The sequence below is a fragment of the Luteibacter sp. KNZ12-1A genome, assembly GCF_056755675.1.
This window is the reverse complement of sequence record NZ_JBPGXU010000058.1, coordinates 1-25,933: the sequence shown is the minus strand read 5'-3', so window position 1 is coordinate 25,933 and position 25,933 is coordinate 1. Positions and strand designations below refer to the sequence as shown.

The following is a 25,933-nucleotide window of genomic DNA, read 5'->3' as shown; positions in this document are numbered from 1 at the left end:
AGATGTGTATAAGAGACAGGTTGTGGTCGAGACGGACCATCGCCGTGAAGCACTTCGGATCGAGATCCGGGGCGTTCTGCTGGGCGATCAGCGCGTTGGTGTTGGCCGGATTGCCGACGACGAGCACGCGCACGTCGCGCTTGGCGTGATCGTTGAGCGCCTTGCCCTGCGGACCGAAGATGGCGCCGTTGGCTTCCAGCAGATCCTTGCGCTCCATGCCCGGGCCTCGCGGACGCGCGCCGACGAGCAGCGCATAGTCGACGTCCTTGAAGGCGACGTTCACGTCGTCGGTGGCGACCACGCCGGCCAGCGTCGGGAACGCGCAGTCGTTGAGCTCCATCACCACGCCCTGCAGGGCCGGCAAGGCCGGGGTGATCTCGAGCAGGTGCAGGATCACCGGCTGGTCCGGACCCAGCATGTCGCCGGCGGCGATACGGAACAGCAAGGCATAACCGATCTGGCCGGCTGCGCCGGTGACGGCAACGCGAACGGGTGCTTTCATCTTTCGACTCCTCGGGGATATCGCTTGGGACTGACGATCAGTTCAGTTCGGCGAAGAACTCGACGATACGGGCCATGCCCTTGTCGAGTGCCTCGTCGGGACAGGAATAGGAAATGCGCAGCGCGCGTGGCTCGCCGAACGCGGAGCCGGGCACGCAGGCCACGCCCTTGGCTTCCAGCAGCGCGGCGCAGAAGTCCACGTCGGATTCGATGGCCACGCCATGGTGCTTCTTGCCGAAGGCCACGGAGATGTCCGGGAACGCGTAGAACGCGCCCTGCGGACGCGGGCAGACCACGCCAGGAATGGAAACCAGTGCGTTGTACACGCGGTCGCGCTTGGCCGCGAACTCCACGCACTTCGCCGCCGGGACGTCCTGCGGACCGGAAAGCGCGGCGACGGCCGCGGCACCGACCACTTCCGGAAGGCTGGTGATGTGATTGGAGTTGAGCGTGGTGACGGCGAGCGCCACGGCTTCCGGCGCGGCGATGAAGCCTACCCGCCAGCCCGGCATGCCGTAGGTCTTCGACAGCGAGTCGACGAAGATCACGCGGTCCTTCAGTTCCGGACGCACGCGCACGAAATTGTGGTAGCCGACACCGTCGAACACCATCGTGTTGTAGATGTCGTCGGTGATGATCCAGGTATCCGGATACTTCGCGATCACATCGGCCAGCGCGACGATTTCGTCACGCGTGTAGACCATGCCCGTGGGATTGGACGGGTTGTTGAACAGGAACACGCGCGGCTTGCGTGCCAGCGCGGTATCGAGCTGGGCCGGCGTGAGCTTGTAGTGCTGCTCCGGCGGGCACGGCAGGATGTTGATCTTCGCGCCGACGATCTCGGCGATGTCGAGGTAGCTGGTCCAGTACGGCGCCGGGAAGGCGATCTCGTCGCCTTCGTCGAGCAGGGCCTCGGCGAGGTTGTAGAGCACCTGCTTCGCGCCCACGCCGGTCGTCACGTTGGCGCGGGTGTAGCCGGTGAGGCCAAGGGCCTCGATGTGCGCCAGGAAGGCGTCGATGAGCGCGTCGGCGCCACGATTGCTGCCGTACTGGCCCGAGTCCTTCGCCAATGCCTCGCGGGCGGCGGCGTAGACGTGCTCGCCGGGGAGGAAATTGGGCACGCCGATCGAGAAGCTGACGATGTCGCGCCCCTCGGCTTTCAGGCGCTTGGCCTTCTCGGCAATGACCATGATCGCACTGGGCTTGGCGCGACCCATACGCTTGGCGAGCTGCGGCATCGTTTCCTCGGCGGGGGATGGGCAAAGGCGGGCATTTTAACACGGGGTGCGGAGGTCTGGCCGCGCTGCCGCGCGGATCGCCGCTGAAGCGGCTCCCACGCAAGACCTGCCGCACCCGTGAGGCCTGCCGCACCCGTGGGCGAAGTCTCGCTGCCCGTGGGAGCCGCTTCAGCGGCGATACCCGGACACGAAAACGCCGCCCACGGGCGGCGTTTTCCCCTCGATGCACCCTCGCCCGCCTCAGCGCGCGTCGAGCACCTCGTTCCATTCCTTCACCTTGGCCGCCTGCTTTTCCAGCAGCGCGTCCACGTCACCCTCGACCGTCACCTTCTGGATGGTGTCGTCGCCGACGATCTTGTTGACCACGGCCTGGTCTTCCGGACCCACGACCTCGCCGAACACGCTGTGCTTGCCGTCGAGCCACGGGGTCGGGCCGTGCGTGATGAAGAACTGCGAACCATTGGTGCCCGGGCCGGCATTGGCCATCGAGAGGATGCCCGGCTTGTCGTGCTTGAGGCTGGCGTCGAATTCGTCGCCGAAGCGGTAGCCCGGGCCGCCACGGCCCGAACCTTCCGGACAGCCGCCCTGGATCATGAAATCGGGGATCACGCGATGAAACGACAGGCCGTCGTAATAGCCGCGCTTGGCGAGGTTGACGAAGTTGGCCACCGTCATCGGGGTCTTCTCGTCATGCAGGCGCAGGTGAATGTCGCCCTTGTTCGTCTTCATGGTGACGTTGATGGTCATCGCGATTCCTGTAACTCGTTGAAAGTCGGCCCGGTCGCTTCGCGCGGCCGGGCCGGGGGGCTGCAAAGGCTACCGAAGATGGCGTCCCATTCCCAAGAGTTCAAGCAAGAAGGCGTGACGAAGGCCTCAAGGCAAGGGCAAGCCCAGGTTTTCCGCGGTCAACGCACCGGGACCGCGGGGACGCGCCTCGCGCACGGCCGCGTCCTCGGGCAGCGGCCTGCCCTCGGCCACGTGGGCCCAGGCCCGGTCCAGCGCGGCGTATCCGAACGGCAGCAACGGTACGTGACGGTCGCCGAAATCCGGGAACGCCAGGAAGGCGTCGAAATGCTGGGCATACGGCACCTTCCAGAACACCGGCAAGCGTCCCGACGCACGCAGCCACGCCACATAGGGCTCGGAACTGAACGCCACCGGGATCAAGCCGTCCTGCGCGCCATGGACGACGAGGATCGGCAGCCCCGCACGCGGAAGCCGGGCCAGCGTGGCCTCGACGCCCTGGCGCAGGCCCTGCGCATCCGGGCCCTGCCCGGTCCACAGCTCGCGCAGGCACAGGTTGCCGGGCAGGGTCGGATCGAGCGAGAGGTCGATGCCCCCCGCGAGCGCCACGCCCGCACCAGGAGGCACGCCCGAGCCATCGGCCCACCAGGCGGCGCGGACGATCGCGCTGGCCGGGTCCGCCAGCCCACCGCCCGGATACTGCGCGTGGTACGAGAATCCACAAGGCATGCGGCCCACGGGTCGTCTCAGGTACGCCGACGCGTAGGCGGCGGTCACCGCGCGCCAGAGATCGAGCGAGGTCGACGAGGCACCCACCGCCAGCGCACCGTCTTGCCATCCGGATGCACGCAGCATGGCCAGGGCCTCGGAGGCCTGCGCACCCGGCGTCGCCGCGGTGAGCTTGCCGTGGGCCCGCAATGACGCGCAGCGCAGCGCCCAGGCCGGCGGTGCGGCCGTGGCCACGCGGGCGAAGGGCACGCCATCGAACGCCGGCGCGGCGAGCGCACACGGAAGCAGCAGCGCGGCCTCCGTGGCGTAGTCGTAAAAGGCCCGGCCATGGCCGGGCACATGGATGTTCGGTTCCAGCGCGACGACCGCGGCGAGCATGCCGTCCTCGTCATCACCCGCCGCACGCAACACCGCGCCGCCACCGTTGGACAAGCCCGTGGCGATGATGCGCGTGTTGCGCGCCGTGAACGGCGCCTCGTCGGGAAAGGCGCGATCGAGCATGGCCAGGCCGAATCGCGCGGCCTGCAACACGTGGTTGCCCCAGTCGGCTTCGGGGTTGTCGCCCGAGTGCGCATGCTTCACGGCGATGCCGGCGTCCGGCGCCGCTCCCACGGGTTCGAATTCCAGCGGAGCCTCGCCTGCCTTCGCCCGCGTGCCGTCCAGCGCGACGCCGGTGCCGTCCGCCGTATCGAAATAGCCGGCGCCCGTGCCCTTGTCGGTGTATGCCACGGCGCAGCCTCGCGGCAGGCCCCAGCCGCCGGCCAGCGCGATGGCGCCGTAGATGCCGCGCGATCCCGACGACGCCGTGACGACGAGGCAACGTTTCGTGCGATCGAAACCATCCGGCACCTGGACCAGCACGCGATGCGGAACGCGCGCACCCGGCAAGGTCGCGAACGCGGTGAACTCGCGGCCGGGCACGCTCGGCACCTGCCCATAGAGCGTACCGAAGCCACCGAGCGGACCGAGATCCGCGATGCCCTTCCAACTGGCCTGGATGGCTCGGCGGCGAAGTTCCGCCGGGGTCGGCGCGGCGGGCCGGGCAAAGGCCGCGGGCGTACCGGCGAGTCCTCGCAAGCCGAGTCCCGCGCTCAACAGATCGTCGCCGTCGCGATGCGTGGTGACACGTACGTCGCCGAAGCGGTCGGGTGTGGACATGGCCTCTTTCCTCGTGGCGGGCACCGTCGCGCAGGAGAGGACACCGAACGAAGCGGCGGCGATGACGGCCAGGGAGAAGATGCGTGACATTGGCGCACGATAGCAAGCGGCCCGCCACGCGCCATCGTACGAAAGGGCAACACGCACTCGACGGAGCCGCGTTACACCGCTACCGTCGGCGACGATGAACCGTATCCTCGTCGCCGACGACCATCCCCTCTTCCGTGCCGCGCTCCGGCAAGCGGCCGCCGCGGCCGTGCCCGATGCCGACGTGTCCGACGCGGCGGACCTGGCGGGATTGCTCGCCGCGCTGGCCGCCGCGCCCGACACCGACCTCGTGCTGCTGGACCTGCGCATGCCGGGAAGCCGCGGCCTCTCGGGGCTGGCCGCGTTACGCGGACAATACCCGGGCGTCGCCGTGCTGGTGGTGTCGGCTCACGACGAGCCGTCCGTGGTGCGCCGTGTCCTCGCGCATGGCGCCGCGGGCTTCATTCCCAAGAGCGCCGATCCGGCGACCATCGCCGAAGCGGTGCGCAACGTGCTGGACCACGGCCACTGGTTGCCCGCCGAGCTGGCGCGCGCGGTCGCCGCGCTCCCCGTGGATGCCCACGACACCGCCCTCGCCGCCCGCCTGTCACGGCTCACGGAACAACAATTCCGCGTGCTTTCGATGCTCGCCGAAGGCCTGCTCAACAAGCAGATCGCCGACCGGCTGAGCGTGCAGGAGCGCACCGTGAAAGCACACGTCACGGCGATCTTCGAAAAGCTCGAGGTGCGCAACCGCACGCAAGCGGGCGTGTTGCTGCGCTCGCTGGACCTGGGCGGGACGGAACCCTGACGGACGACCGAAGCAGCTACGCCCGTGCGACCAGGCGTTGCATCGCTTGCCGCATCGCCAGCGGCTTCAGCGGTTTGTAGAGGACACTTCCTCCCGCTTCCTGGAGTCGTGCGCGCAGGTCCACATCGCGGTCGGCGGTAACGAACACCGTGGGCACGTCGCCGAAGCGCGCGCGCAACACACGCAAGGCATCGAGCCCCGTACGTCCCGCGTCGAGGTGGTAATCGAGCACGAGCAGGTCCGGTCCGGTCGCCTGCCCTTCGGGCGTGCGCAAGGCGTCGACCGTCCAGCCGAGGCCTCGCAGCAGTGTCGCGGTGGCGGCGAGTGCCGCCGGATCGTTGTCCATGACGATCGCGTGGCCGGTGACCGCCGCCACGAGCGCGGGCTGCGACGGTGCCTCGTTCGCGCCGCACGGGGCACCGGGCGCGACGACGTCGAAGACGCTGCCGCGCCCTGCCCAGGAGCGCAACGCCAGCGGGTGGCCCAACAGGGCCGCCGTGCGCTCGGCGATGGCGAGTCCCAGACCCAGGCCTTGTCCTGCCGCCGCGTCGCCCCGGCGGAACGCCTCGAAGATCACTTCGCGGTCACCGGGCGCGATGCCCGGCCCGGTATCCCACACCTCGATGCGCATTCCACCAGCCGCCCGGCGGCAACCCAACAGCACGCGCCCGCCTTCGGCATAACGCAATGCGTTGGCGAGGAAGTTCTGCACGACCCTGCGCAGCAGCTGCGGGTCGGTACGCACCCATGCGCGGGTCGGCACGCAATCGAAGCGGATACCCCGTTCCGCCGCGAGCGCACGACTTTCCGCCGCGAGTGGCCCGATGACGTCGGCGAGCGCCACGTCGACGACACGCGGCTCCAGCCTGCCACCTTCGAGACGCGCGATATCGAGCAAGCCGGCAAGCAGGTTCTCCGTGGCGGCCAGCGCACCATCGAGGTGCCGTGCCGTTTCATCGTCGCCGTGCCCCGAACGCAAGGCATGGGCGAAGAGTTGCGCGGCATGCAGCGGTTGCAGCAGGTCGTGGCTCACCGCCGTGAGGAAGTGTCCCTTGGCCTCGTTCGCCTGATGGGCGGCAGCCATCGCCTGCTGCAGCTCGACCGTGCGTTCGGCCACCCGCAACTCGAGGGTCTCGTTGGCGCGGATCAGTTCGTCCTCGGCCTCGCGGAACGAGGTGACGTCGGTGAAGGTGGCGACGTACCCTCCGCCCGGCATCGGATTGCCGCGGATTTCCACCACCGTTCCATCGGGGAAGCGACGCTCGGCCAGGTGCGGGGAACCACGGCGCATATGCGCCATGCGGCGCTCCACGCGCGAGTCGATGTCACCGGGGCCGATCAAGCCATTGGCGACGTTATGGCGGACGAGGTCGGAGGCCGGACGGCCGACCCGCAACATGTCCGGTGGGTAACCGAAGAGTTCCGCATAGGGCCTGTTCCACGCCACCAGCCGCAAGTCCGCATCCACCACGCAGATGCCCTGGCTCATCGTTTCCAGGGCGGCTTCGAGCACGCGCTGGTTGAAGCGCAGGTCCTGGGTCGCTTCGCCGACGATCGCGGCGACGGTATCCAGTTCGTCCTGGCGTTGACGGTGGACCACCTGCAACAGCAGGCGGGCCGAACCGGCACCGATCACCGCCGCCAATTCGTGCTCCACGAGCGCCGCGAGCGCCCCGCCCGCGGCGCCGTGCGCGGGTGCCTCGGCGAATAAGGCATGCACGCGTTCGACCGGCAGGAAACGTGCGGCCAGCGCGCGCAGGTCGCCGACATCGACACCACCGAGTTCCGCCGAAGGCAAGGCCGCACGGCCGTAGCGCGATGGCGCGACCAGGACGATCGTGGCGATATTCGCGCCCAGCCCCAGCACCACGGCGCGGCCGAGGCGGCTCCAGTCGTCGAGCCCGAGCAGGCGATCCGGTGCCAGCCAACCGATGCCGAACGGGCCCGCCGTCACCCACGTGGGACCGGGCGCGACCAGGGCTGGCAGCACGACGTACAGCCATACCACGGTGCCGGCGACGAGACCGGCACCCACCGCACGTGCGCCCGTACGCGGCCGGTACACGGCGATCAACAGGGCGGGTGCGAGACCGGCCAACGCGGAGAACGAGATGCCGCCGATATCCGCCAGCGCGTCGTTGCCCGCGAGCATGCGGCTATACGCCCAGGCGAGCAGGATCACCACGACGATGGCCACGCGGCGCTGCGTGATGACCTGTCCGCGCAGGTCGCCACGCTCGTCGCGGCCCCAGCCGCCAAGCACGCGCAACGGAGCGATGAAGTGGTTCACCACCATCAGGCTGAGCGCCAGCGTGGCGACGACGACCATGCTGGTCGCCGCGGACAAACCGCCGAGGAAGGCGAACAAGGCCAACCCACCCTGATGGCGTGACAGCGGCAAGGCCAGCACATAGAGATCGGAGGGCACGCCGAGCGGCGCGAGGGTGGCGTCACCCAGCTTCGCCAGGGGCAGGATCGGCATCGAGATCAGCAGCATGTAGGCCGGAAAGAGCCATCGCGCGGTGCGCACGTGACGCACGTCGCGGCACTCCACCATGCCCGCATGGAACTGGTGCGGAAGCGTGAACATCGCCAGCGCGCCGAGCAGGATCAGGGCGGGGAAACCGCTGGCGTCGTGCGGCATGGCGGCGGCGCGCGCGACCGCGGCCGGGTCGGGCGCCGCATCGATCAGCAAGGTCCCCAGCGCGAGCATCGCGGCCAGCTTGAACAGCGACTCGAAGGCCATGGCGAGGACGAGGCCACGGTTATGCGCCATGGCCGAGGCGCGGCGCGTACCGAACAACATCGCGAACGCGGCCATCAGCAAGGCGACGTAGAGGGCGCTGTCCTGCCACGCCGGTGCCTCGGCGTCACGCCCGCGAGCGAGCAGGCCGTAGCTCATCGCCACGGCTTTCAGTTGCAGGGCGATGTACGGGACGATGCCGATCAGCATCACCACGGTGACCAGCGCGGCGAGCCCGCGATGCCGGCCCAGGCGCGCGGAAACGAGATCGGCGACCGATCCCGCGTTGTAGTCGCGTGCCATGACGACGAGCCGGCGCAACACGCCCACGGCGAACAGGTACATCAGGATCGCGCCGACGAAGGTCGGCGGCAGCCACCAGCCGGAACGCGAGGCCTGGGTCACCGTGCCGTAGAAGGTCCACGAGGTGCAGTGGATCGCCAGCGACAGCGCATAGACGATCGCCCAGCGGCGTTCGAGGAAGGCGGGCTTGCGCTCGCCGAAGAGCGCCACGGCGAAGAGCATGCACAACCAGAGCGCCGCGGCGGTGGTGACGATCCAGGGGCTCATGGGTGGGGATGGCGGAGAGCATCGCCGCTGAAGCGGCTCCCACAGGGGGCTGCCGCGGCCGGGCTTCCAGAGGAAATCCCCACGATGGGGCTTCCAGAGTAAACCCACGCGATGGGGCTTCCGGAAGAGACTCCCGCGATAAGGCGATCTCCTGTGGGAGCCGCTTCAGCGGCGATTCCCCTCATTTCACGGCCGGAAGCCCCAACCCACGCAGCGCATCCACCAGCCAGCGCAACTGCACGCCGGCGCGTGTGTCGTAGTTCTCCCCCGAATAACCCCACCAGTCCCAGCATGCCTGCGGATTCAATGGCGCGAACACCGCGCGGGTCTGAGGATACAGGACCGCCACGTCGTAGACGTCCGCCCAGCGGTTGAGCCCGGCATCCTCCACGAAGGCCTTCCCGACCAGGTCCGCGTTCTGCTTGCAGCCGTGCAAGGCGACCATCACGCCACAGGGCTTCCCGGCAAGGCAATCCGGCGGCAGGTACACGTAGCCCGTCGAGGCCAGGAAGGCATCCTTGCCATCCTTCCTGTACGCATCCTGGTCGAACGCGCGAACTTCGCCGCGTGCCGTCGAGGCGGCACGCGAAGGCTTCCCGTAGAGCTTCGCGAAGATCTCCCCGGCGGCATCGAAGCCGCAATGGCCGAGGAAGGGCGAGACGGATTTGCCGCAGTCGTCGCCCTTGGCCGCGATCGGCAGGTTATGGGCGAACGCACGGTCGCCATCGTCGATGACGCTCATGCCGGCCAGGGACGGATCGGCCTTCTTCAACGCATCGTAGAAGCCGGCCGAGGCGTGTCCCACCACCGGTGCCACCAGCGCGTCCTGCGCGCCATGCAACGCGTAGATCTTCGCCGAGGCGAGCTTCGCCAGCGGGCCGATCTCTCCCTTGGCGGCACGCGCCTGCGCCTGCGCCGCGAGAGCGGCGACATCCGGCACGGGCGTTCCCTTCATGCAACTGCCCAAGGCCACGTCGAGCTTCCCCTGGGCGCAGCCGTAGGGGCCGCCGGCGACCAGCGCCGCACCGTGGAAGACATCCGGATAGGCGACCTGGGCCTGGGTCGCCATGTAGGCGCCCGAAGACAGGCCCGCCACCGTGACGCGGGCCGTGTCGATTTTCAACGCGGGCAACGTGGCGGGAGCGTCGGCGGCGGAAGCGCCACCGGCGAGCAAGGCGAGGGCAAGCAACAGACGGCGCATCGTGTTCCCCTTGTCAGAAGTTGTAGCGTACCGACGCGTAGTAATTGCGCGGCATGCCGTAGTACGCCGTGCGGATGTTACCGACGCTCGAGAACTCCTGGCCATCGGTCTTGTAGACCTTGTTCGTCGCGTTACGGACGCCGGCGCGGAACTGCCAGTGGCCATCGCCGGAATCGAAGATGCCGAACGCGCCGACCAGCGTGTACGCCTTCTGGCTCAAGGCCGCGTAGTTGTCCACGCTGAGCCAGGTCTCGGTGCGGTAGGAGGCGTCGGCGCCGACGGTCAGTGCGCCGCCGGCGAGGTTGAAGGTCTGCGTGGCGGCGACGCGTGCCGTCCATTTCGGCGAGAACGGTACGTGGTCGTGGATGGTCGGGTTGTACTGCGGGTTCGACGGATCGAGCCGCGCGTCGTCGAAGCGGTCGTACTTCGCCTTCAGGTAACCGATCTGCGTGCTCAGGCGCGTGCCCTCCCCCACCAGCGCGACGCCTTCCGCCTCGAAGCCGTCCATCTTCAGCTTCGCGGCGTTGATCACCGGAAAGGCGAAGGTCGGCGTCAGCGAACCGGGATTCTGGATCTCGGACACGCGCGCCTGGAAATCCTTGTAGTTGCTGTGGAAAGCCGCGAGGTTGGCTTGCAGGCGGTTATCCGCGCTGCGCAGCTTCAGGCCCGTCTCGAAGGTCCAGACGTATTCCGGATCGAACTCGGCCGTCTTCGCCTCGGCGGCCGAGTTGGCTCGGCCGTTGAAACCGCCCGACTTGAAGCCGCGGCTGGCGGAGACATACCACATCGTCTGCGGGTCGAACTGCTTTTGCAGGCTCACCGTCGGCGTCCACGCCGTCCAGTCCTTGTTGCGCGCGAGCGGCACGGTTTCGTTCAAGGCGGCCAGCGGCGCGCCCCAGAACGTGCTGGTCGTGCGGTCGTAATCCTTGCTTTCCCTGCTGTAGCGAATGCCGGCGGCAAGCGTCCAGCTCGGCACGAATTCCCAGTTCACATGGGCGAAACCCGCCCAGCTCTTCGTGGTGAGGTCGTCGCCGATGGTGCGCAGGAACGGCACCGTCCGGCCCGCGATGGCGAACAGGTCGTCGGCGAACGCGTACTGCGTGGACGGCACGTTTTCCCGCAGGAAATACGCCCCGAACACCGACTGGACGTTGCTGCCGTTATCGAAGGCCAGTTGCAATTCCTGGCTGGCCTGCTTCTGATGGAAGCCGACGAAGACGTCGCCCAGTTCGAACTGCGAGGCATCGATGTCGATATAGGATTCGCTGTCGAGCTTGCGGTACGCGGTGATGCTCTTCAGGTTCCACTGATCGGACAACTTCCAGTTCATGTTCAGCGCCACGCCCTTGTGCGTGAGCTCCTGGCCGTCGTTCGACGGGAACGAGGTCCGCGTATGGAAATTGTATTTTTCGTCGAGGTTCGGCCGCAGCAAGGTCACCGTGCCGAGGACGAGGTCGGTGCGGGTCAGCGGCGACACCGGCTGGCCGAGCGTGAGCGCCGTGTCCATCTTCGTGTAGTCGAGGGTCAGCACGCCGTCGAAAGTGTCCGAGGGATGGAAACGCAGCTTGCCGCGGATCGACTTGGTGTCGTCGTTGTTGAAGTCGTGGCCGCTGTAGTCGTGGACATAACCGTCGTTGCGCGTGATCGCCCCGGCCAGCGAGGCCGACCAGGCGCCATCCTTGCCCAGCGGCGTCGAACCGTAGAAGCGGCCTTCCCGGCGGCCATAGTTACCGAAGGTGGCCTCGACGGACCCTTCCGGCGTGCTGCCCGGATTCTTCGTGACGACCTTGACCGCGCCGCCGGTGGAGTTCTTTCCATACAGCGTGCCCTGAGGCCCACGCAGCACTTCCACGTGGTCGACGTCGAACAGGCTGATGAGGGCACCCTGGATGCGCGAGTAGTAGACATCGTCCACGTACATGCCCACGCCCGGGTCGAAGGTCTGCAACGCATCCGGCTGGCCAATGCCGCGGATGAAGATGTTCACCGACGACGACGAACCGCGCCCCTGCACGATGTTCATGTTCGGCACCGCGCCTTGCAGGCCGTCGATGCTCGTCGCCTGGAGGTCCTTCATGTCTTCTTCGGAAAAGGCGCTCACCGCGACCGGCACCTTCTCCAGCGACTCCTCGCGGCGCCGCGCGCTCACGGTGACCTCGGTGAGTTGCGTGGCCTCCTGCTGCTTCTTCTTCGCCTCCGTCGTCGGCGCGTTCGCCTGGCCGGCGTCCTGCGCCATGGCGGGAAGCGTGGCGGCGAAACCGATTGCCAGACCGATCGCCAGCGTCAGCGGTGCGTGCTTCATGGACATCCCCCGGATACCTGTGCGCGACGCCCCCTCGGCGCCGAATGACACGAAGCATAGGAACAGGCCGTGATGGCCACACTTGTACCTTGGTACAGTGCCGCGCCATCCCCCGCCTGCGGATACTCGCCGTCCGACGGACGCATTAGACCGACCTGGGGACGGATGTTTCGATGGCATTGCTGATCGTGCTGGCCGCGCTGGCCTTCCTGATGCTGGTCGCCTACCGCGGCTACAGCGTCATCCTGTTCGCGCCGGTGGCGGCGCTGGGCGCGGTCTTGCTGACCGATCCCGGCCTCGTCGCGCCGATGTTCACCGGCCTGTTCATGGACAAGATGGTCGGCTTCCTCAAGCTGTACTTTCCCGTGTTCATGCTCGGCGCGGTGTTCGGCAAGCTGATCGAACTCTCGGGTTTCTCGCGCTCCATCGTCGCGGGCACCATCGGCCTGCTCGGCGAGAAGCGCGCCATCCTGTCGATCGTACTGGTCTGTGCACTGCTCACCTATGGCGGCGTGTCGCTGTTCGTCGTCGTGTTCGCGGTCTATCCCTTCGCCGCGGAACTGTTCCGCCAGGCGCGGATACCGAAGCGGCTGATCCCCGGAACGATCGCGCTGGGGGCCTTCACCTTCACCATGGACTCGCTGCCGGGCACGCCGCAGATCCAGAACATCATCCCCACCGCGTTCTTCGGCACGGATACCTGGGCCGCGCCGTGGCTCGGCACGCTGGGCTCGGTCTTCATCCTCGCCGTCGGCCTGCTCTACCTGGAGCGCCGCCGGCGCGCGGCGGCGATCGCAGGCGAAGGCTATGGCGATGGCCTGGCCAACGAGCCGGTCGCGTTCTCCGGCGAGCGTTTGCCGCATCCGCTGATCGCCCTCCTTCCGCTGATCGTCGTGGGCGTGGCGAACAAGCTGCTCACCGTGGCGATACCCCGCGTCTACGGCAGTACCCAGTCCTTCGTTCCCACCGTCGTCGGCGGCGCGCCGCCGGTCGTGCAGGAGGTTTCCAAGGTGGCCGCGATATGGGCGGTCGAAGGTGCGCTGCTGCTCGGCATCGCCTGCGTGCTGGCGTTCGCCTGGCGCCCCGTCGCCACCCGCTTCGCCGAAGGCAGCAAGGCCGCCGTGGGCGGCGCGCTGCTCGCGTCGATGAACACGGCGTCCGAGTACGGTTTCGGCGCCGTGATCGCCGCCCTGCCCGGTTTCCGCACGGTCGCGGACGCCCTGCACGCGATACCGAACCCGCTCGTCAACGAGGCCGTCTCCGTGACCGTGCTCGCCGGCATCACGGGATCGGCGTCGGGCGGGCTGAGCATCGCGCTGGGCGCGATGAGCCAGTCCTTCATCGAGAACGCGCACGCCGCCGGCATCCCGATGGAAGTGCTCCATCGCATCGCCGCGATGGCGTCCGGCGGCATGGACACGCTGCCGCACAACGGTGCCGTGATCACCTTGCTGGCCGTGACCGGCCTCACCCATCGCCAGTCGTACCGCGACATCTTCGCGATCACCGTCATCAAGACCCTCGCGGTCTTCGTGGCGATCGTCGCCTACTACGCGCTCGGGGTGGTCTGACCGCGCGCATCACACCACGGAGGCAAAGCCATGCGTTTCACCATGTCGCTGTTCGCCCTGCTGTTGTTCGCCTGCGGTTCCGCCCACGCGGCCTGTGTCGATTCCGTCGTGCTCGTGCACGGCAACACCGGCAGCCCGTCCGATTTCCAGGCCACCCACGACCTGCTGCGCCAGCGTGGCTACACGGAATCGCAGATCCTGGCGCCGAGCTGGGGCAATGCGTTCTGCGCCGCCTGCAACGACCATAACGGCAGCGAGGAAACGCCGGTGGAGAACGCCATCGTCGACGCGCTGGCCTCTTCCTGCACGGGCAAGATCGATGTCATCGGCCACTCGATGGGCGCCACCCTCGCCGCCCGCGTGATCGATCGCATCGGCGCCGCTGGTTCGGTCAACACCTTCATCGGCATCGCGGGGGCCTTCCGCGGCCTCTACTCGTGCGGCATGTACCCCTTCAACGTCGCCACGACGACCTGCGGGGCCTGGGGCCTGTCGATCGGCAGCCCCTTCCTCAACGGCATCGCGGGACACCGCTTCGGCGCGAAGATGTATTCGTTCAAGTCGTACGCCGACGAGATCAACTGCTACGGCGGCGTGTGCCTGGTCTATGGCGTGCACACGTCGCAGATCCAAGGGGAAACGGCCAGCTACACGTTCCCCTATGGGCATTACGGCCTGCTCTGGTATACCGCCGCGCAGCAGGCCGATCTGCTCTGAGGCGTCAGCTGTAGCGGACGCCGATGATCTCGTAGCTCTTCACGCCATTGGGCGCGGTGAAATCGAACTCGTCGCCTTCGCTCTTGCCGATGAGGGCACGGGCGATGGGCGACGACACCGCGATGAGGTTCTGCTTGATGTCGGCCTCGAGGTCGCCCACGATCTGGTAGGTGGCCTTGGTGTCGGTGTCGACATCGACCAGGTCGACGATCGCGCCGAAGACGATGCGCTTGCCGACGCCCAGGCGTTCGGTGTCGATGATCTCCGAGTTCGACAAGGCGGCTTCGAGTTCGCTGATGCGGCCCTCGTTGAAGCCATGCATCTCGCGTGCGGCGTGATACTCGGCGTTCTCCTTGAGATCGCCATGCGCGCGCGCCTCTGCCACCGCCGCGATGATTTCCTGGCGCTTCGGGCCTTTCAGGTACTCCAGCTCCGCGCGCAGGCGCTCGGCGCCCTTCTGGGTCATGGGAGGACGGGTGCTGCTCATGCGTTGAGCTCCTTGTGCAGGTCCTGCAGGCTGTTCACTTCGCCGTTGGCGTGGAAGTCGAGCGAGTGCACGAGGGCACGCGCGCCTGCGACGGTCGTGGAATAGGTGACGCGCTGCTGCAGCGCCTCGCGACGGATCGAGAACGAATCGGAGATGGCCTGCTTGCCTTCCGTCGTGTTGACGATATAGACGACTTCGCCGTTCTTGATCAGGTCGACGATGTGCGGACGACCCTCAAGCACCTTGTTGATGCGCTCGCACTTCACGCCGTTGTGCTCCAGGAAGGCGGCCGTACCGGTCGTGGCGACGATCACGTAACCGCGCGCGGCGACGTCCTGGGCGATCGGCAGCAGGCGGTCCTTGTCGGCGTCACGCACCGACATGAAGACCTTGCCCTTGGGCGGCGCCTTGATACCGGCGGCCTCGTGCCCGCGTGCGAAGGCGGCGCCGAAGCTGCGGCCGACACCCATCACCTCGCCCGTGGAACGCATCTCGGGACCGAGGATCGGATCGACGTTCTGGAACTTCAGGAACGGGAAGATCGCCTCCTTCACCGAGTAATACGACGGAATGATCTCCTTCGTCGCGCCCTGGTCGGCGAGCGTGCGGCCGGCCATGGCGCGCGCGGCGATCTTCGCCAGCGACATGCCCGTGGCCTTGCAGACGAAAGGCACCGTGCGCGAGGCGCGCGGGTTCACTTCGAGGATGAAGACGTCGTCACCCTGGATGGCGAACTGCGTGTTCATCAGGCCGATGACCTTCAGTTCACGGGCCAGCTCGGTGACCTGGCGACGCATCTCGTCCTGCACTTCCTGCGAGAGCGAATACGGCGGCAGCGAGCACGAGGAATCGCCCGAGTGCACGCCGGCTTCCTCGATGTGTTCCATGATGCCGCCGATCAGGACATTGCCCTCGGCGTCGGCGACGATGTCCACGTCCACTTCCACCGCGTGGTCGAGGAAGCGGTCGAGCAGCACCGGCGAATCGTTGGATACCTGCACGGCGTCGCGGATGTAACGCGACAGGTCGGCATCGGCGTAGACGATTTCCATGGCGCGGCCGCCGAGCACGTAGCTCGGGCGCACGACCAGCGGGTAGCCGATCTCGCGAGCCAGGGCCAGCGCCTCGTCGGCGTTACGCGCGGTGCGGTTCGGCGGCTGCTTGAGGTCGAGCTTGGTGATCAGCTGCTGGAAACGCTCACGGTCTTCCGCCAGGTCGATCGACTCGGCGGAGGTACCGATCACGGGCACGCCGGCGGCTTCGAGCGCACGCGCGAGTTTCAGCGGCGTCTGCCCGCCGTACTGCACGATCACGCCCTTGGGTTTTTCGAGGTCGACGATCTCCAGCACGTCTTCCAGCGTCAGCGGCTCGAAGTACAGGCGGTCGGACGTGTCGTAGTCGGTGGACACGGTCTCCGGGTTGCAGTTGACCATGATGGTCTCGAAACCATCCTCGCGCAGGGCGAGCGCCGCGTGCACGCAGCAGTAGTCGAACTCGATGCCCTGGCCGATGCGGTTCGGACCGCCGCCGAGGACGATGATCTTGTCCTTGTCGGTCGGGTTCGCTTCGCATTCTTCCTCGTACGTGGAATACATGTACGCGGTGGTGGTGGCGAATTCGGCGGCGCAGGAGTCGACGCGCTTGTACACCGGGCGTACGCCCAGGGTGCGGCGCACGTGGCGCACGGCGGCCTCGTCGGTGCCGACCAGTTCGGCCAGGCGCGCATCGGAGAAACCCATGCGCTTGAGTTCGCGCATGCGCGGCTCGTCGAGCGCGGTGAGACCCTGGCGCTGCACCTCGCCCTCGGTCATCACGATGTCCTCGAACGCGGCGAGGAACCAGGGATCGATGCGCGTGAGGTTGTGCACTTCTTCCAGCGAGAGGCCCGCGCGGAAGGCGTCGGCCACGTGGAAGACGCGGTCCGGACGCGGCTCGCGCAGTTCGCGCTTGAGGATCTGGAAGCCTTCCTCGCTGCCGATGTCCAGTCCCGTTGGGTTCAGTCCGGTCTTGCCGATTTCCAGGCCACGCAAGGCCTTCTGCATCGACTCGTGGAAGGTGCGGCCCATCGCCATCACCTCGCCCACCGACTTCATCTGGGTGGTGAGGCGTGCGTCGGCGGCCGGGAACTTCTCGAAGGCGAAGCGCGGGATCTTGGTGACGACGTAATCGATCGACGGCTCGAACGAAGCCGGCGTGAGACCGCCGGTGATGTCGTTCTTGAGTTCGTCGAGCGTATAGCCGACGGCGAGCTTCGCGGCGACCTTGGCGATCGGGAAACCGGTGGCCTTGGAGGCCAGCGCCGAGGAACGCGATACGCGCGGGTTCATCTCGATGACCACGACGCGGCCATCCTCGGCGTTGATGCCGAACTGCACGTTGGAACCGCCGGTATCGACGCCGATCTTGCGCAGCACCGCGATGGAGGCGTTGCGCAGGCGCTGGTATTCCTTGTCCGTGAGGGTCTGCGCGGGGGCCACGGTGATGGAATCGCCGGTGTGCACGCCCATCGGATCGAAGTTCTCGATCGAGCAGACGATGATGCAGTTGTCCGCCTTGTCGCGGACCACTTCCATCTCGAATTCCTTCCAGCCCAGCACCGACTCCTCGACCAGCACCTCGTGCACGGGCGAGAGTTCGAGGCCGCGGCCGACGATCTCGACGAATTCTTCCTTGTTATAGGCGATACCGCCGCCCGAACCGCCGAGTGTGAAGCTCGGGCGGATGATGGTCGGGAAGCCGACGGTGGTCTGGATTTCCAGCGCCTGTTCCATCGAGCGGGCGACTTCCGCCTTCGGGCATTCCAGGCCGATCTCGGCCATGGCCTTGCGGAAGAGGTCGCGGTCTTCCGCCATGCGGATGGCGTCGCGCGACGCGCCGATCAGCTCGACGTTGTACTTCTCCAGCACGCCGTTGTCGGCGAGGTCGAGCGCGCAGTTGAGGCCGGTCTGGCCACCCATCGTGGGCAGCACGGCGTCCGGGCGCTCCTTGGCGATGATGCGCTCGACGGTCTGCCAGTTGATCGGCTCGATGTAGACGGCGTGGGCCGTCTCCGGGTCGGTCATGATCGTCGCCGGGTTCGAATTGACCAGGACGACGCGGTAACCCTCTTCCTTCAGCGCCTTGCATGCCTGCGCGCCGGAGTAGTCGAACTCGCAGGCCTGGCCGATGACGATCGGGCCGGCGCCGATGACGAGGATGGTCTTGATGTCTGAACGCTTGGGCATGGTTTCTCTCGCGAATCGAAGGCTGATGGTCTAGCGGGCGGCGGTACGGCGTCAGGACGCCTTGGTCGCCTTGCCCTGCTCCATCGAGGCGATGAACTGGTCGAACAGGTAGCCGACGTCCTCCGGGCCCGGGCTGGCTTCCGGGTGGCCCTGGAAGCAGAACGCCGGGCGGTCCGTCAGGGCGAAGCCCTGCAAGGAGCCGTCGAACAGCGAGGTATGGGTGATGCGCACGTTGGCCGGCAGGGTATCCGGGTCCACCGCGAAGCCGTGGTTCTGGGAACTGATCAGCACGCGGCCCGAATCGTGGTCCTTCACCGGGTGGTTCGCGCCGTGGTGGCCGAACTTCATCTTCGAGGTCTTCGCGCCGATCGCCAGCGCCAGGATCTGGTGGCCCAGGCAGATACCGAACAAGGGAATCTTCGTTTCGAGGATCTCGCGCGTGGCGGCGATCGCGTAGTCGCACGCGGCCGGGTCGCCCGGGCCATTGGCGAGGAAGATGCCGTCGGGGTTCATCGCCAGCACTTCCGCGGCCGGCGTCTGCGCGGGAACCACGGTGATGTCGCAGCCGCGGCCGGCGAGCAGGCGCAGGATGTTCTGCTTCACGCCGTAATCGAAGGCCACCACGCGGTACTTCTTCGGCGCGTTGTAGAAGGCCTGCTTGTCGAGGTCGTAGACGCCCTCGCTCCACTGGTAGGTCCTGGTGGTGCTGACCACCTTGGCCAGGTCCATGCCGTTGAGGCCCGGGAAGGCCTTGGCCTTGGCGACCGCAGCGTCCACGTCGATGCCTTCGCCGGCGACGATGCAGCCGTTGAGCGCGCCCTTCTCGCGAAGGATGCGGGTGAGCCGGCGCGTGTCGATGCCCGCGATCGCGACCACGCCGTGGCGGGCGAGGTAATGCGGCAGCGGTTCGGTGCTGCGCCAGTTGCTGGCCAGGCGCGGCACGTCGCGCACGATCATGCCGGCCGCGTGGACGCGGTCGGCCTCGACGTCGACGTCGTTCGTGCCGGTATTGCCGATATGGGGATAGGTGAGCGTGACGATCTGGCGGTAGTACGACGGGTCGGTCAGGATTTCCTGATAACCGGTCATGGCGGTGTTGAACACCACCTCGCCAACCGTCTCACCGCGGGCACCGACCGCGTGGCCGTGAAAAACGCTGCCGTCTTCGAGAGCAAGCAGAGCAGGAGTACGCATGGGATGGCCGCCTTCAGGTGCAGCAAAGCCCGCAAGCCAGCAAAAAGCGGCTCGTGGGCCTTGGGGATAAGGAATCGTAGGGCGGGTAAGAATGATAGGTGTGAAAGGCCTTTCTGTCCACCGGCAAACGATGAACGGGCACGTGGCCGAATATCGCAGGGACGGCGGTCCGACACGATACAATGCCCGTGAGGTACCTACCCGAGACCCGCCCGCATGCTGCTCGACCCCGCCCGCCTGGAACGTCCCGACACCGACATCAGGCACGAGCCGTTTTCGTTCATGATCGCCCACGGACAACTCCCGGACGACGCGCGCAACGACCTGGAGCGCGACTTCCCGCAGTACAGCAGCGCCGGGTTCTTCCCCTACGACGCCAGCGACTGCGGCCCCTCGGTGAACGAATTGGTGGAACAGATGACCTCGCGGGCGTTCTCCGCCGCCATCGGCCGTCACCTGGGCATCGAAGGCCTGGAGAACTACCCCACCCTGGTCACCCTTTGCCGCCTGCTCAACCGACGCCACGGCACGATCCACACCGACAGCAAGTCGAAGATCGCCACGGCCCTGATCTATCTCAATCCCATGTGGCCGGACACCAGCGACGGCTGCCTGCGTTTCCTTCGTTCGATCAATAACATAGACGATATGGTCGCGCCGGAGTTGAAGCCGCTGTATGGAGAGTTCGCCGTGTTCCGCCGGGCCGAGAACTCCTTCCACGGCCACCTGCCCTACGAGGGCGAGCGCCGGGTGATCCAGGTGGCGTGGCTCACCTCGGAAGAGGAAAAGACCCGCAAGACCAAGCGGGGCAAGTTCTCGCGGGCGTTCAAGAAGATCTTCGGCAAGCTCGACCGCAAGATGGGCGCCGACCGCGACCGCAGCGCGTCGCATCCGGACTGAGGCGGCCCCATCGCCGACAGGGTCGGCTCCCACCAGGCTTCGACTGCACACCGCAGGACGGTACTTGTGGGAGCCGCTTCAGCGGCGACGGGCCTCGTGAAGACATGCCCGCTGCCGCGGGATCGCCGACACAGCCGGCTCCCACAAGAGCCGGGCCTGTCGGCGATTCGGGCGCCCTCAACGCACCCCGAAATACCACCCCACGAACAGCGCGAACACCCCATAAAGCGCCCCGATCGGCATCAGCCAGCGCGCCTCCACCGCTCCCCGGCGGAACATCGCCCACAAGGCCACCACCGCCACGGCCGTGATCACGCCCGCCACGATCAGCGGCGTGTCGAACAGCCACGGCGTCGCGAACAGCGCCAACGAACTGGGAATCGTCGCCTGGATCATCATCGCCCCGGAGATGTTCGCCAGCGCCAGCCGCTCCTTGCCCTGGCGCACCCAGATCAGCGCATTCACCGTCTCGGGCAATTCGGTGGCGACCGGACTCAACACCAGCGCGACCAGATGCGGCGACAGGTGGAAGAACGCGCCCAGCGCTTCCAGCTGCCACACGAACGTGCGCGAGGCGATGGCGATCACCACCAGGGCCAGCCCCGTCTGCAACATCACCCAGCTCATGCCGGGGTTAGCCTCGTGCGGCCGGAAGGTCAGCGGCTCCAGCTCCTCGTCGTCCGGCCCGCTGGTGTCGTCGCGCATTTCACGCCACACGTAGAACGCGTACGACAGCAGGAACAGCACGCCCAGCCACGGCTTCCAGCTGAAGGCGACGAGGCCCAGGCCCACCTTGACGACGAAGATCGCGAGGAACCACGACTGGTCGCGCGCCAGCCGCCGGTTATCCACCCGGACCCGCGTATCCGGCCTTTTCAGGCGTTTACGGCCTGCGTATAAAGCGAATCCGACCACCGCATAGGCGATGGTCGCCAACACCAGGGGGCCACCGAGCGCCGCCCCGACGCCGATGTCGCGCGCCTCCGGCGTCTTGCCGAAAACCACGGCGACGAAGGTCACGGCGCTTTCCGGCAAGGCGGTACCGAAGGCGGCCAGCACGGTACCGGTCGTGGTCGAACCGAGGTTGAGCTTACGCCCGAACCATTCGACGCCGTTGACGAAGTACTCGCACGCGAAATAGATGGCCCCGGCGGAAACCAGGAACAGGAAGCACGTCAGCAGCATGTTTCGCTTATAGGCCGGGCGAGCGCGAGAAAACCGATGGCGCAACGACACCGCTCGCCCGGCCGGGTGAGCATGTCGATGGCCAAAGGTCTCGCCGGGCGGGCGACGCACTCTCCATGCGTCGCTGCCGTTCGCGCCATGGGGTCGCAAGGACCGCCAAGTCTGTTGACGCGAACTCCTCAGGGGGAACGAGGATGGCTACTCCCCAATGACATCGGCGCGGATGTTAACACGGCTTCGAGATCTCAAGCCCTTTTGGAGGCGATCACGTCTTCGATCGACCAGGCGCCGGGCGCACGGCCGGCGATCCATGCGGCGGCCTCGAGGGCCCCGCGCGCGAAGATCGAACGATCGGTCGCGCGGTGGCCGAGCTCGATGCGCTCGCCCTGCCCCATCAGCAAGGCCTGGTGCTCGCCGACGATGTCGCCGCCGCGAACGACGGCGAAGCCGATCGTGCCGGCCTTGCGCGCCCCCGGCCGGCCTTCGCGCGAATAGACGGCCAGTTCTTCGAGGGTGGCGCCACGCCCCGCGGCGGCGGCATGGCCGAGCGCCAGCGCGGTGCCGGAGGGGGCGTCTTCCTTGCGGTTGTGGTGGGCTTCGACGATGTCGAGGTCCCATCCGGGCAAGGCTGCCGCGGCTTCCCGCAGGAGGCGCGTGAGCACGGCCACGCCGAGGCTGAAATTGGCGGCGCGAAGGACGGCGATGCGATCGGCCGCCTTCGCCAGGCGATCTTCCAGCGCGTCGGAAAGCCCGGTCGTGCCGGTGACCAGCGCAGCGCCGCTTTCCTCGCAATGATCGAGCGCCGCCGCGAGGCCTTCCGGTCCGCTGAAGTCGACGACGACGTCGACACCGGCGGCGTCGGTCCAGTCGGTGAAGCGCAACGCGGAAAGATCGCCATGGACGGCCTTGCCGAGTCGCGGCGAGCCGGCAGAGACGATGGCCCGGGCGAGCTCGAACCGTTCGTCCTCACGCACGAGCCCGAGCAGCGCGAGCCCCATGCGGCCGGAAGCGCCGCTGATGGCGAGACGGACGGGACGGGTCATGCAGGCGGCCTTGGCTGGGAAGGAGGACGAATCGTAGCAGCCACCGCCACGGCCCGCGGGGCCAGGACAGAAGCTCGCATGCCATAATCCCGGGTCCCGCAGCCGACCCGATCCCCATGGCCCGTCGCATCCTCGTCACCAACGCGCTTCCCTATGCCAATGGCCCGCTCCACCTCGGCCACATGCTCGGCTACATCCAGGCCGATATCTGGGCGCGCGCGCAGCGAATGCAGGGCAACGAGGTCTGGTACGTCGCCGGCGAGGACGCCCACGGCACGCCGATCATGCTGGCCGCGGAAAAGGTCGGGAAGTCTCCGGAAGACTACATCGCCGGCATCCGCGCCGGCCATGAAGCCGACTTCACCGACTTTCACTTCAGCTACGACCAGTACCACACCACGCATTCGCCGGAGAACCAGGATCTCGCGACGGCCATCTACACGCGCCTGCGCGACGGCGGCTACATCGCCCGTCGCGACATCCAGCAGCTGTACGATCCCGAGCGCGACATGTTCCTGCCGGACCGCTACATCAAGGGCACCTGCCCCAACTGCGGCACGCCCGACCAGTACGGCGACAACTGCGAGAACTGCGGCGCCACCTACGCGCCCACGGACCTCATCTCCCCCTATTCCGTGATGTCCGGCGCGACGCCGATCCTGCGCGATTCGGAGCACTACTTCTTCGAGCTGGGCAAGTTCGAGACCCTGCTGCGCGACTGGTTCGACGGCAAGTTCACCGGTGGCAAGCCGGTGGCGAACAGTGGCGTGACGGCGAAACTCGCCGAATGGCTCGACGGCGGATTGCGCGATTGGGACATCTCGCGCGACGCGCCCTATTTCGGCTTTCCCATCCCCGACGCACCGGGCAAGTTCTTCTATGTCTGGCTCGACGCCCCGGTCGGCTACCTCGCCTCGTTCAAGGCGCTTTGCGAGCGGACGGGCCTGCGCTTCGACGATTTCCTCGGTGCCGACAGCACCGCCGAGATGCACCACTTCCTGGGCAAGGACATCATCAACTTCCACGGCCTGTTCTGGCCGGCGATGTTGCACGGTGCCGGCATGCGCACGCCCACGGCGTTGCACGTGAACGGATACCTGACGGTGAACGGCGCGAAGATGTCCAAGTCGCGCGGCACCTTCATCCAGGCCCGCACCTACCTCGACACGGGGCTCGACCCCGAGGCCCTGCGTTACTACTTCGCGACGATGCTCGGCCCGCAGCCGGTGGACGTCGACCTCGACCTGAAATCGTTCGAGGAACGGGTCAACTCGCACCTCGTCGGCAAGTGGGCGAACATCGCCAGCCGCACGGCCGGCTTCCTGCACACCCACTTCGGCGGCACGCTCGCCGATCGCTTCGACGATGAGGCCACGGTGCTGTGGCGCGACCTGCTCGCGCAGTACGACGGTATCGAAGCGGTCTACGAGGCGGATGAATTCGCGGAAGTATCGCGCCGCTTCGTCGCCATGGCCGACGCCGTGAATGGCTACATCGCCGCCAAGGCACCCTGGGTCATCGCCCGCGACGAATCGCGTCGCGACGAACTGCAGCAGGTCTGCTCGTTCGCCATCAACGCGTTCCGCCTGCTGTCCGGCCTGCTCAAGCCGATCCTGCCGGTCACCGTCGGGGCGGCGGAAGCCTTCCTCGGCGCGCCCATCGCCAACTTCGCCGACGCGCGCCGCGAGTTGTCCGGCCATACCGTCAATGCCTTTTCGCCGCTGTTCGGCCGCCTCGACCCGAAGAAGATCGAGGCGATGATCGAGGCCTCGAAAGAATCCTTCTCGCCCGCGGAACAAGCCAAGGCCGTCACCGCGGTCGCCAAACCCGCCAAGAAAACCACGGAAGCACCGAAACCGATGACCGACGCCGCCGCGAACGCCACCATTTCCATCGACGACTTCGCCAAGCTCGACCTGCGTGTCGGCAAGGTGCTGGCCTGCGAGTTCGTCGAAGGCTCGGACAAGTTGCTGCGTTTCGAGCTCGATGCCGGCCCGCTGGGCAAGCGCCAGATTTTCTCCGGCATCCGCGCCGCCTATGCCGAGCCCGAAAAACTCGTCGGCCGCAACGTGGTCTTCATCGCCAACCTGGCGCCGCGCAAGATGCGCTTCGGCTTGTCCGAGGGCATGATCCTCTCCGCCGGTGATGGCGGCGCGGACCTGTTCCTGCTCGATGCCGATCAGGGCGCGGCGCCGGGCGCCACCGTCCGCTGACGACCCTCCGCATCGGCACGCGCCAGCCATGACGCCATCGCTCGCCGACCGGATCGACGACCTGCTGCCGCAGACGCAGTGCGAGCAATGCGGTTTCCACGGCTGCCGCCCCTATGCGGAAGCGATCGCCGCCGGCGATGCCGGTATCGATCGCTGCCCGCCGGGTGGCACCGCCGGTATCGCGCGGCTCGCCGCCCTGCTCGACCGCCCGGTCGTTCCGCTCGATCCCACGCATGGCGTGGAGAAACCACGCACGCTGGCACGCATCGTCGAAGCCGACTGCATCGGTTGCACGAAATGCATCCAGGTGTGCCCCGTCGACGCCATCGTCGGATCGTCGAAAATGATGCACACGGTGATCGCCGATCTCTGTACCGGCTGCGAACTGTGCGTGCCCGCCTGCCCGGTGGACTGCATCACGCTCGACCCGATGCCACTGGCCCAGGTGGACGACCGCGCGCATGCGGACGCGGCGCGCTCGCGCTTCCAGCACCGCGAACGTCGGCTCGCCCGCGAACGCGATGCGCGCGAACGCAAGCTCGCCGCGAGCAAGGCGGACGTCGCCGCGGCCACGACGCGAAATCCCGTGCTGGAGGCCCTGGCCCGGGCCAAGGCGAAGAAAAAGGATCATCCGTGAAGAAGGCCGACGTGATCGAGATGTTCAGCCGCCTGCGCGAGCTGAATCCACACCCCAAGACCGAACTGGAATACACCACCCCCTTCGAACTGCTGACGGCCGTGGCGTTGTCCGCCCAGGCCACCGATGTCGGCGTGAACAAGGCCACGCGCAAGCTGTTTCCCGTGGCGAACACGCCGCAGAAGATCCTCGACCTCGGCCTGGAGAAGTTGAAGGGCTACATCAGCACCATCGGCCTCTACAACAACAAGGCGAAGAACCTCATCGCCATGAGCCAGATCCTCGTCGACCGTTATGCGGGCGAGGTGCCGCGCTCACGCGAAGCGCTGGAGGAACTGCCCGGTGTCGGTCGGAAGACGGCCAATGTCGTGCTGAACACCGCCTTCGGCGAGCCGACCCTGGCGGTGGACACGCATATCTTCCGTGTCGCCAATCGCACGGGCCTCGCCCCGGGACCGGACGTGCGCAAGGTCGAGGACAAGCTGGTCAAGGTGATCCCGAAGGAGTTCATCCAGGACGCGCACCACTGGCTGATCCTGCATGGGCGCTACGTGTGCAAGGCGCGGAAACCGGAGTGCCCTGTCTGTCCGATCGTCGACTTGTGTGCTTACAAGCATAAGACGAAGGCGCTCGACTGAGAGCATCGCCGACAGGGTCGGCTCCCACCCTGTCTCTTATACACATCTGTGAAAAAAAAAAGGGGGGGGGGGGGGGGGGGGGGGGGGGGGGGGGGGGGGG

Annotated in this window: 19 protein-coding genes and 1 riboswitch; of the genes, 7 read left to right on the top strand and 12 right to left on the bottom strand. The window is 67.1% G+C overall.

Features of this window, described 5'->3' with window-relative positions; translation table 11 throughout:
• From ACR9ZJ_RS12640 to ACR9ZJ_RS12625, 4 genes are all read right to left on the bottom strand, one after another.
• The coding region (locus tag ACR9ZJ_RS12640) for a malate dehydrogenase (RefSeq protein WP_481287941.1) at positions 1-502 on the bottom strand (502 nt) is incomplete at its 3' end.
• Positions 503-539: 37 nt separating this feature from the next.
• Positions 540-1,739, bottom strand: a complete 1,200-nt coding sequence (locus tag ACR9ZJ_RS12635) for an aminotransferase class I/II-fold pyridoxal phosphate-dependent enzyme (protein WP_481287940.1) — start codon at positions 1,737-1,739, stop codon at positions 540-542.
• Between the two features lie 240 nt (positions 1,740-1,979).
• Positions 1,980-2,486 carry a peptidylprolyl isomerase gene (locus tag ACR9ZJ_RS12630; RefSeq protein ID WP_481279988.1) on the bottom strand — a complete coding sequence of 169 codons (507 nt, stop codon included), beginning with the start codon at positions 2,484-2,486 and terminating at the stop codon, positions 1,980-1,982.
• Positions 2,487-2,612: 126 nt separating this feature from the next.
• Positions 2,613-4,370, bottom strand: a complete 1,758-nt coding sequence (locus ACR9ZJ_RS12625; RefSeq protein ID WP_481287939.1) for a 3-hydroxybutyrate oligomer hydrolase family protein — start codon at positions 4,368-4,370, stop codon at positions 2,613-2,615.
• Between the two features lie 184 nt (positions 4,371-4,554).
• On the opposite strand from ACR9ZJ_RS12625, the gene ACR9ZJ_RS12620 reads away from it, so the two are divergent.
• Complete coding sequence (locus tag ACR9ZJ_RS12620) at positions 4,555-5,208, top strand: response regulator transcription factor (RefSeq protein WP_481279986.1); 654 nt, start codon at positions 4,555-4,557, stop codon at positions 5,206-5,208.
• Between the two features lie 16 nt (positions 5,209-5,224).
• Here ACR9ZJ_RS12620 and ACR9ZJ_RS12615 read toward each other — a convergent pair whose 3' ends face one another.
• The 3 genes from ACR9ZJ_RS12615 to ACR9ZJ_RS12605 all read right to left on the bottom strand — a co-directional run bounded on the left by ACR9ZJ_RS12615 (position 5,225) and on the right by ACR9ZJ_RS12605 (position 12,024).
• On the bottom strand, positions 5,225-8,521 hold the full coding sequence (locus ACR9ZJ_RS12615) for a hybrid sensor histidine kinase/response regulator (RefSeq protein WP_481287938.1): 3,297 nt from the start codon (positions 8,519-8,521) through the stop codon (positions 5,225-5,227).
• Between the two features lie 181 nt (positions 8,522-8,702).
• Complete coding sequence (locus ACR9ZJ_RS12610) at positions 8,703-9,722, bottom strand: extracellular catalytic domain type 2 short-chain-length polyhydroxyalkanoate depolymerase (RefSeq protein ID WP_481287937.1); 1,020 nt, start codon at positions 9,720-9,722, stop codon at positions 8,703-8,705.
• Between the two features lie 13 nt (positions 9,723-9,735).
• Positions 9,736-12,024, bottom strand: coding sequence for a TonB-dependent receptor (locus tag ACR9ZJ_RS12605; RefSeq protein WP_481287936.1), 2,289 nt, complete (start codon positions 12,022-12,024; stop codon positions 9,736-9,738).
• Between the two features lie 173 nt (positions 12,025-12,197).
• On the opposite strand from ACR9ZJ_RS12605, the gene ACR9ZJ_RS12600 reads away from it, so the two are divergent.
• Together ACR9ZJ_RS12600 and ACR9ZJ_RS12595 are read left to right on the top strand one after the other, a co-directional pair.
• Positions 12,198-13,595 carry a GntP family permease gene (locus ACR9ZJ_RS12600; protein ID WP_481287935.1) on the top strand — a complete coding sequence of 466 codons (1,398 nt, stop codon included), beginning with the start codon at positions 12,198-12,200 and terminating at the stop codon, positions 13,593-13,595.
• A 30-nt stretch (positions 13,596-13,625) separates the two neighbouring features.
• Complete coding sequence (locus ACR9ZJ_RS12595) at positions 13,626-14,312, top strand: alpha/beta fold hydrolase (protein WP_481279981.1); 687 nt, start codon at positions 13,626-13,628, stop codon at positions 14,310-14,312.
• A 4-nt stretch (positions 14,313-14,316) separates the two neighbouring features.
• Here the strand turns inward: ACR9ZJ_RS12595 and greA are convergent, their stop codons facing one another.
• Genes greA through carA form a run of 3 tightly spaced genes read right to left on the bottom strand, consistent with a single transcriptional unit; the run spans position 14,317 to position 19,217 of the window.
• Entirely contained in the window at positions 14,317-14,799 is a 483-nt protein-coding gene (greA, locus tag ACR9ZJ_RS12590) for a transcription elongation factor GreA (RefSeq protein ID WP_481287934.1), read from the bottom strand.
• Positions 14,796-18,023 (bottom strand): carbamoyl-phosphate synthase large subunit, encoded by a 3,228-nt coding sequence (gene carB / locus ACR9ZJ_RS12585; RefSeq protein WP_481279979.1) that lies wholly within the window; start codon positions 18,021-18,023, stop codon positions 14,796-14,798. Before carB ends, greA begins: the two co-directional genes overlap by 4 nt.
• Positions 18,024-18,074: 51 nt before the next feature.
• A complete protein-coding gene (carA, locus tag ACR9ZJ_RS12580) occupies positions 18,075-19,217 on the bottom strand; it encodes a glutamine-hydrolyzing carbamoyl-phosphate synthase small subunit (protein ID WP_481287933.1) in 1,143 nt (380 codons plus the stop codon).
• Between the two features lie 216 nt (positions 19,218-19,433).
• On the opposite strand from carA, the gene ACR9ZJ_RS12575 reads away from it, so the two are divergent.
• Entirely contained in the window at positions 19,434-20,117 is a 684-nt protein-coding gene (locus tag ACR9ZJ_RS12575) for a 2OG-Fe(II) oxygenase family protein (protein ID WP_429199780.1), read from the top strand.
• 177 nt (positions 20,118-20,294) lie between these two features.
• On the opposite strand, the gene ACR9ZJ_RS12570 is transcribed toward ACR9ZJ_RS12575, so the two are convergent.
• A complete protein-coding gene (locus tag ACR9ZJ_RS12570; RefSeq protein WP_481279977.1) occupies positions 20,295-21,302 on the bottom strand; it encodes a sodium:calcium antiporter in 1,008 nt (335 codons plus the stop codon).
• Between the two features lie 16 nt (positions 21,303-21,318).
• Positions 21,319-21,521, bottom strand: a riboswitch (yybP-ykoY riboswitch).
• 26 nt (positions 21,522-21,547) lie between these two features.
• On the bottom strand, positions 21,548-22,345 hold the full coding sequence (gene dapB / locus ACR9ZJ_RS12565; RefSeq protein WP_481279976.1) for a 4-hydroxy-tetrahydrodipicolinate reductase: 798 nt from the start codon (positions 22,343-22,345) through the stop codon (positions 21,548-21,550).
• 116 nt (positions 22,346-22,461) lie between these two features.
• Between dapB and metG the strand changes: the two genes are divergently transcribed.
• From metG to nth, 3 genes are read left to right on the top strand one after another with little or no spacing between them, the layout of a single operon-like run.
• Positions 22,462-24,558, top strand: coding sequence for a methionine--tRNA ligase (gene metG, locus ACR9ZJ_RS12560; RefSeq protein ID WP_481287932.1), 2,097 nt, complete (start codon positions 22,462-22,464; stop codon positions 24,556-24,558).
• Positions 24,559-24,586: 28 nt separating this feature from the next.
• Positions 24,587-25,195, top strand: a complete 609-nt coding sequence (rsxB, locus tag ACR9ZJ_RS12555; RefSeq protein ID WP_481279974.1) for an electron transport complex subunit RsxB — start codon at positions 24,587-24,589, stop codon at positions 25,193-25,195.
• A gap of 20 nt (positions 25,196-25,215) precedes the next feature.
• Positions 25,216-25,833: an endonuclease III gene (nth, locus tag ACR9ZJ_RS12550; protein WP_481282679.1), complete on the top strand. Its 618-nt coding sequence runs from the start codon at positions 25,216-25,218 to the stop codon at positions 25,831-25,833.
• The last annotated feature ends 100 nt before the right edge of the window (positions 25,834-25,933 follow it).

Coding starts and splice junctions, on each gene's coding strand:
- ACR9ZJ_RS12635 (WP_481287940.1), bottom strand. CDS start 1,739: ATGCCGCAGCTCGCCAAGCGTATGGGTCGCGCCAAGCCCAGTGCGATC.
- ACR9ZJ_RS12630 (WP_481279988.1), bottom strand. CDS start 2,486: ATGACCATCAACGTCACCATGAAGACGAACAAGGGCGACATTCACCTG.
- ACR9ZJ_RS12625 (WP_481287939.1), bottom strand. CDS start 4,370: ATGTCCACACCCGACCGCTTCGGCGACGTACGTGTCACCACGCATCGC.
- ACR9ZJ_RS12620 (WP_481279986.1), top strand. CDS start 4,555: ATGAACCGTATCCTCGTCGCCGACGACCATCCCCTCTTCCGTGCCGCG.
- ACR9ZJ_RS12615 (WP_481287938.1), bottom strand. CDS start 8,521: ATGAGCCCCTGGATCGTCACCACCGCCGCGGCGCTCTGGTTGTGCATG.
- ACR9ZJ_RS12610 (WP_481287937.1), bottom strand. CDS start 9,722: ATGCGCCGTCTGTTGCTTGCCCTCGCCTTGCTCGCCGGTGGCGCTTCC.
- ACR9ZJ_RS12605 (WP_481287936.1), bottom strand. CDS start 12,024: ATGAAGCACGCACCGCTGACGCTGGCGATCGGTCTGGCAATCGGTTTC.
- ACR9ZJ_RS12600 (WP_481287935.1), top strand. CDS start 12,198: ATGGCATTGCTGATCGTGCTGGCCGCGCTGGCCTTCCTGATGCTGGTC.
- ACR9ZJ_RS12595 (WP_481279981.1), top strand. CDS start 13,626: ATGCGTTTCACCATGTCGCTGTTCGCCCTGCTGTTGTTCGCCTGCGGT.
- greA (WP_481287934.1), bottom strand. CDS start 14,799: ATGAGCAGCACCCGTCCTCCCATGACCCAGAAGGGCGCCGAGCGCCTG.
- carB (WP_481279979.1), bottom strand. CDS start 18,023: ATGCCCAAGCGTTCAGACATCAAGACCATCCTCGTCATCGGCGCCGGC.
- carA (WP_481287933.1), bottom strand. CDS start 19,217: ATGCGTACTCCTGCTCTGCTTGCTCTCGAAGACGGCAGCGTTTTTCAC.
- ACR9ZJ_RS12575 (WP_429199780.1), top strand. CDS start 19,434: ATGCTGCTCGACCCCGCCCGCCTGGAACGTCCCGACACCGACATCAGG.
- ACR9ZJ_RS12570 (WP_481279977.1), bottom strand. CDS start 21,302: ATGCTGCTGACGTGCTTCCTGTTCCTGGTTTCCGCCGGGGCCATCTAT.
- dapB (WP_481279976.1), bottom strand. CDS start 22,345: ATGACCCGTCCCGTCCGTCTCGCCATCAGCGGCGCTTCCGGCCGCATG.
- metG (WP_481287932.1), top strand. CDS start 22,462: ATGGCCCGTCGCATCCTCGTCACCAACGCGCTTCCCTATGCCAATGGC.
- rsxB (WP_481279974.1), top strand. CDS start 24,587: ATGACGCCATCGCTCGCCGACCGGATCGACGACCTGCTGCCGCAGACG.
- nth (WP_481282679.1), top strand. CDS start 25,216: ATGTTCAGCCGCCTGCGCGAGCTGAATCCACACCCCAAGACCGAACTG.